Source organism: Quisquiliibacterium sp., assembly GCF_982640115.1.
The window spans coordinates 1-4,671 of record NZ_CEXFHW010000240.1; the positions used below are offsets into that span (position 1 = coordinate 1).

At 65.4% G+C, this 4,671-nt stretch carries 6 protein-coding genes; all 6 read left to right on the forward strand.

Annotation, left to right across the window (positions count from 1 at the left end):
- Positions 1-365 (forward strand): molybdopterin dinucleotide binding domain-containing protein (locus AC2H6A_RS17985; RefSeq protein ID WP_484275093.1); only part of this gene is annotated, 365 nt, incomplete at its 5' end.
- Between the two features lie 14 nt (positions 366-379).
- Positions 380-1,453 (forward strand): NADH-quinone oxidoreductase subunit NuoH, encoded by a 1,074-nt coding sequence (nuoH, locus tag AC2H6A_RS17990; protein ID WP_484275094.1) that lies wholly within the window; start codon positions 380-382, stop codon positions 1,451-1,453.
- A 27-nt stretch (positions 1,454-1,480) separates the two neighbouring features.
- Positions 1,481-1,969, forward strand: a complete 489-nt coding sequence (gene nuoI / locus AC2H6A_RS17995; protein WP_484275095.1) for an NADH-quinone oxidoreductase subunit NuoI — start codon at positions 1,481-1,483, stop codon at positions 1,967-1,969.
- Between the two features lie 32 nt (positions 1,970-2,001).
- Entirely contained in the window at positions 2,002-2,613 is a 612-nt protein-coding gene (locus tag AC2H6A_RS18000) for an NADH-quinone oxidoreductase subunit J (protein ID WP_484275096.1), read from the forward strand.
- Positions 2,610-2,918, forward strand: a complete 309-nt coding sequence (nuoK, locus tag AC2H6A_RS18005; RefSeq protein ID WP_484275097.1) for an NADH-quinone oxidoreductase subunit NuoK — start codon at positions 2,610-2,612, stop codon at positions 2,916-2,918. Before AC2H6A_RS18000 ends, nuoK begins: the two co-directional genes overlap by 4 nt.
- 9 nt (positions 2,919-2,927) lie before the next feature.
- A partial coding sequence (gene nuoL, locus AC2H6A_RS18010; protein ID WP_484275098.1) for an NADH-quinone oxidoreductase subunit L occupies positions 2,928-4,671 on the forward strand: 1,744 nt, incomplete at its 3' end.

The following is a 4,671-nucleotide window of genomic DNA, read 5'->3' on the forward strand; positions in this document are numbered from 1 at the left end:
ATGCCGCCCCGGCGGATCTCGCCACCCTGGGCGTGATCACGCCGGCCGCGCTGCCCGCCGGCCAGCTCGAGCGGGTCGCCCATGTCATGCCCTACGGCGCTGACCCGGTGCTGCGGCGCGCCGAGAGCCTGCAGCGCACCCGTGCCGCCCAGGCCCCGGTGGCGGGGCTGCATCCCGAGTCCCTCGCCGCCCTCGGCCTGGCCGACGGTGACATGGCCCGCGTGAGCCAGGGCGATGGCGAGGCGATGGTGCCCGTGCGTGCCGATGCCACGGTGGCGCCGGGCACGGTTTGGCTGGCCACCGCCCATGCCAGCACCGCGGGCCTCGCGTCGATGTTCGGCGCGGTCACCGTGCGCAAGGCCTGAGCCCGAGGACGCCCATGGACGCTTTGCTGCTGCAGATCACCACCGCCGGCCAGGGCCTGTTCGGCTCGGCCTGGCCGGTGGTCTGGAACCTGTTCAAGATCGTGCTGGTGGTGCTGCCCCTGCTGGGCTGCGTGGCCTACCTCACGCTCTGGGAACGCAAGATGATCGGCTACATGCACATCCGTCTGGGGCCCAACCGGGTGGGTCCCTTCGGGCTGCTGCAGCCGATCGCCGATGCGCTCAAGCTGCTCACCAAGGAGATCATCGTTCCCAGCCAGGCCAATCGCCTGCTGTATGTGATCGCCCCGGTGATGACCATCATGCCCTCGCTGGCGGCCTGGGCGGTGGTGCCCTTCGGCCCCGAGATGGCGCTGGCCAACATCAATGCCGGCCTGCTGTTCCTCATGGCCATCACCTCGCTCGAGGTCTACGGCGTGATCATCGCCGGCTGGGCCTCCAACTCGAAATACGCCTTCCTGGGCGCCATGCGCGCGTCGGCTCAGATGGTGTCCTACGAGCTGGCGATCGGCTTCGCGCTGGTGGTGGTGCTCATGGTGTCGGGCAGTCTGAACATGACCGAGATCGTGCTCGGCCAGGGCCGCGGCATGTTCGCCGACATGGGCCTGAACTTCCTCTCCTGGAACTGGCTGCCGCTGCTGCCGGTGTTCGTGGTGTATTTCGTGTCGGGTGTGGCCGAGACCAACCGTCACCCCTTCGATGTGGTCGAAGGCGAATCCGAGATCGTGGCCGGCCACATGATCGAGTACTCGGGCATGGCGTTTGCCATCTTCTTCCTGGCCGAATACGCCAACATGATCCTGATCTCCATGCTGGCGGCGATCATGTTCCTGGGCGGCTGGTATCCGCCGGTCGACTGGCCGGTGGTCAACTGGATTCCCGGCTGGATCTGGCTGGGCATCAAGACCTTCGTCATGGTCTCGATGTTCATCTGGTTCCGCGCCTCCTTCCCGCGCTACCGCTATGACCAGATCATGCGGCTGGGCTGGAAGATCTTCATTCCGGTGACGCTGGTCTGGCTGGTCGTGGTCGCGATCTGGATGCAGACCCCCTGGAACATCTGGAACTGACGGCTTCGCCGATAGAACGGGTCCACCATGCAAGCAGTCCGGGACTTTCTTTCGAGCTTCATGCTCACCGAGCTCCTCAAGGGCATGCGCCTGACCGGGCGCTATTTCTTCGCGCGCAAGATCACGCTGCAGTACCCCGAAGAAAAGACCCCCATGTCGCCGCGCTTCCGCGGCCTGCACGCGCTGCGCCGTTACCCCAATGGCGAAGAGCGCTGCATCGCCTGCAAGCTGTGCGAGGCGGTCTGCCCCGCCATGGCGATCACCATCGAGTCCGATGTCCGCGATGACGGCACCCGCCGCACCACCCGCTACGACATCGACCTCACCAAGTGCATCTTCTGCGGCTTCTGCGAGGAGTCGTGCCCGGTGGACTCGATCGTCGAGACCCACATCCACGAGTACCACGGCGAGAAGCGCGGCGATCTCTATTTCACCAAGGAGATGCTGCTGGCCGTGGGAGACCGCTACGAAGCCGACATCGCCAAGGCCCGGGAGGCCGACGCGCGCTTCCGCTGAACGCGCCGTCGCCCCCACACCCGCCCAGCACCATGGATCCCAAGACCTTCCTCTTCTACCTGTTCGCGGCCATCACCGTGGTCTCCGCGCTGCGCGTGGTCACCGCCCGCAACCCGGTGCATGCGGCGCTGTTTCTGGTGCTCACCTTCTGCACCGCGGCGGCCATCTGGATGCTGCTCAAGGCCGAGTTCCTCGCCATCACCCTGGTGCTGGTCTATGTGGGCGCGGTGATGGTGCTGTTCCTGTTCGTGGTGATGATGCTCGACATCAACCTCGACCAGATGCGCCAGGGTTTCTGGCGCAACCTGCCGGTGGCGCTCTTCGTGGGCGTGGTGGTGGTGCTCGAACTGGCGGCCGTGCTCATGGCCACCTTCTCCGGGGTGCGTGATGCTGACGCCCCGCCGGTGCCGGCGGGCTACAGCAACACCAAGGCCCTGGGCACGCTGCTCTACACCGAGTATGTCTACCCCTTCGAGATCGCTGCCGTGGTGCTGCTGGTGGCGATCGTCGCGGCCATCGCGCTGACCCTGCGTCGCCGCAAGGATTCCCGCTACAACGATCCGGCTGCGGCGGTGCGGGTGCGCGCTGCCGACCGCATCCGCATGGTGCGCATGCCCGGCCGGCCCAAGGATCCCGCGCAATGAGCCTCACCCTCGCCCATTACCTGGTGCTCGGCGCGATCCTGTTCGCGATCAGCGTCGTCGGCATCTTTCTGAACCGGCGCAATGTGATCATCATCCTGATGGCCATCGAGCTGATGCTGCTGGCGGTCAACCTGAATTTCGTGGCGTTCTCGCACTTCCTCGGAGACGCGGCCGGGCAGATCTTCGTTTTCTTCATCCTCACCGTGGCCGCCGCCGAATCGGCGATCGGCCTGGCGATCCTCGTGGTGCTGTTCCGCAACCTCGAGACGATCAATGTCGAGGATCTCGACGAGCTCAAGGGATAGGAAGGGCGCATGAAGACGGCCTATTTGCTTGCGGCCTTCGCGCCGCTGGTCGGCGCGGTGCTGGCCGGGTTTCTCGGCCGGCGCATCGGTCGCGCCGGCGCGCACACCGTCACCATCCTGGGCGTGGCGGTGTCGCTGGCGGCCTCGGTGGTCACCTTCCTCGATGTGATGGCGGGCAACACCTTCAACGGCACGCTCTACACCTGGGCGGTGATCGGTGATCTGCGCCTCGAGGTGGGCTTCCTGGTCGACACCCTCACCGCCACCATGATGTGCGTGGTGACCTTCGTGTCGCTGATGGTCCATGTCTACACCATCGGCTACATGGAGGACGACGACGGCTACCAGCGCTTCTTCGCCTACATCTCGCTGTTCACCTTCTCGATGATGATGCTGGTGATGTCCAACAACTTCCTGCAGCTGTTCTTCGGCTGGGAAGCGGTCGGCCTGGTGTCGTATCTGCTGATCGGGTTCTGGTACACGCGGCCCACGGCCATCTTCGCCAACATGAAGGCCTTCCTGGTCAACCGGGTGGGTGACTTCGGCTTTGCGCTGGGCATCGGGCTGGTGCTGGCCTACTTCGGCACCATGGACTACGCCGAGGCCTTCAAGGCGGCGCCCGGCCTGGCCGACAAGAGCGTGCAGATCATCCCGGGCACTGACTGGTCGCTCATGACCGTCACCTGCATCTGCCTGTTCATCGGTGCCATGGGCAAGTCGGCGCAGTTCCCGCTGCATGTCTGGCTGCCCGACTCCATGGAAGGCCCCACGCCGATCTCGGCGCTGATCCACGCCGCCACGATGGTCACCGCCGGCATCTTCATGGTGGCGCGGATGTCGCCGCTCTTCGAGCTCTCCGACACCGCGCTGGGCTTCGTCATCACCATCGGTGCGATCACCGCGCTGTTCATGGGTTTTCTGGGCATCATCCAGAACGACATCAAGCGGGTGGTGGCCTACTCCACGCTTTCGCAGCTCGGCTACATGACGGTGGCCCTGGGCGCCTCGGCGTATTCGGTGGCGATCTTCCACCTCATGACCCATGCCTTCTTCAAGGCGCTGCTGTTCCTCGCTGCCGGCTCGGTGATCATCGGCATGCACCATGATCAGGACATCCGCAACATGGGTGGCCTGCGCAAGTACATGCCCATCACCTGGATCACCTCGCTGCTGGGCTCGCTCGCCCTGATCGGCACGCCGTTCTTCTCGGGCTTCTACTCCAAGGACTCGATCATCGAGGCGGTGAAGCTCGCCAATGTGCCCGGCGCGGGCTTCGCCTACTTCGCCGTGGTGGCTGGCGTGTTCGTCACCGCCTTCTACTCCTTCCGCATGTACTTCCTGGTCTTCCACGGCAAGGAGCGCTGGATGCAGGCCGGGCAGGCGCATGGCGCGCATGACGCGCACGCCGCACACGACGATCATGCCGCGCACGATGACCCTGCAGCCCACGACGATCACGGCCATCATGGGCTGGGCCCCAACGACCGCCCGCACGAGTCGCGGCTGGTGGTCACCCTGCCGCTCGTGCTGCTCGCCATTCCCTCGGTGCTGATCGGCGCCATCGCCATCGGACCCATGCTCTTCGGCGACTACTTCAAGGGCGTCATCACCGTGGCCGAGCGCCATCCGGCGATGGCCGAACTGGCCACCCACTTCCACGGCTGGGCAGGCATGGCCACCCACGCGCTGAGCACGCTGCCCTTCTGGCTGGCGGTGGCGGGCGTGGCCTTTGCCTGGTACTGCTACCTCGTCA

What these genes read in the sequence shown, in the direction of transcription:
- nuoH (WP_484275094.1), top strand. Translation starts at nt 380, where the DNA reads ATGGACGCTTTGCTGCTGCAGATCACCACCGCCGGCCAGGGCCTGTTC.
- nuoI (WP_484275095.1), top strand. Translation starts at nt 1,481, where the DNA reads ATGCAAGCAGTCCGGGACTTTCTTTCGAGCTTCATGCTCACCGAGCTC.
- AC2H6A_RS18000 (WP_484275096.1), top strand. Translation starts at nt 2,002, where the DNA reads ATGGATCCCAAGACCTTCCTCTTCTACCTGTTCGCGGCCATCACCGTG.
- nuoK (WP_484275097.1), top strand. Translation starts at nt 2,610, where the DNA reads ATGAGCCTCACCCTCGCCCATTACCTGGTGCTCGGCGCGATCCTGTTC.